Consider the following 496-nt stretch of genomic DNA (forward strand, 5'->3'; position numbering starts at 1 on the left):
GACGGCGCCTCCTGCGGGGTCTCGGTGTCCATCGGCGCGCAGTCCCCGGACATCGCGCAGGGCGTCGACACGGCCTACGAGTCCCGGGTGGAGGGCGAGGACGACGAGCTCGACCGCCAGGGTGCGGGCGACCAGGGGCTGATGTTCGGCTTCGCCTGCGACGAGACGCCTGAGCTGATGCCGCTGCCGATCCACCTCGCGCACCGGCTCTCCCGCCGCCTGACCCAGGTCCGCAAGGAGGGCACGGTCCCCTACCTGCGTCCGGACGGCAAGACCCAGGTCACCATCGAGTACGACGGCAACCGGGCGGTCCGCCTCGACACCGTGGTCGTCTCCACGCAGCACGCCGCGGACATCGACCTGAACGGCCTGCTCACCCCGGACGTCCGCGAGCACGTGGTGGAGCACGTCCTGAAGCAGCTGGCGGAGGACGGCATCAAGCTGGACACCGAGGGCTACCGGCTGCTGGTCAACCCGACGGGGCGTTTCGAGATCG

General features: G+C 70.8%; 1 pseudogene. It reads left to right on the forward strand.

The features are described from left to right. Positions 1 to 496, forward strand: a pseudogene (locus WDV06_RS37110) (methionine adenosyltransferase); the annotation flags it as partial.

Source organism: Streptomyces racemochromogenes (assembly GCF_044129415.1).
GTDB lineage: Bacteria > Actinomycetota > Actinomycetes > Streptomycetales > Streptomycetaceae > Streptomyces > Streptomyces racemochromogenes_A.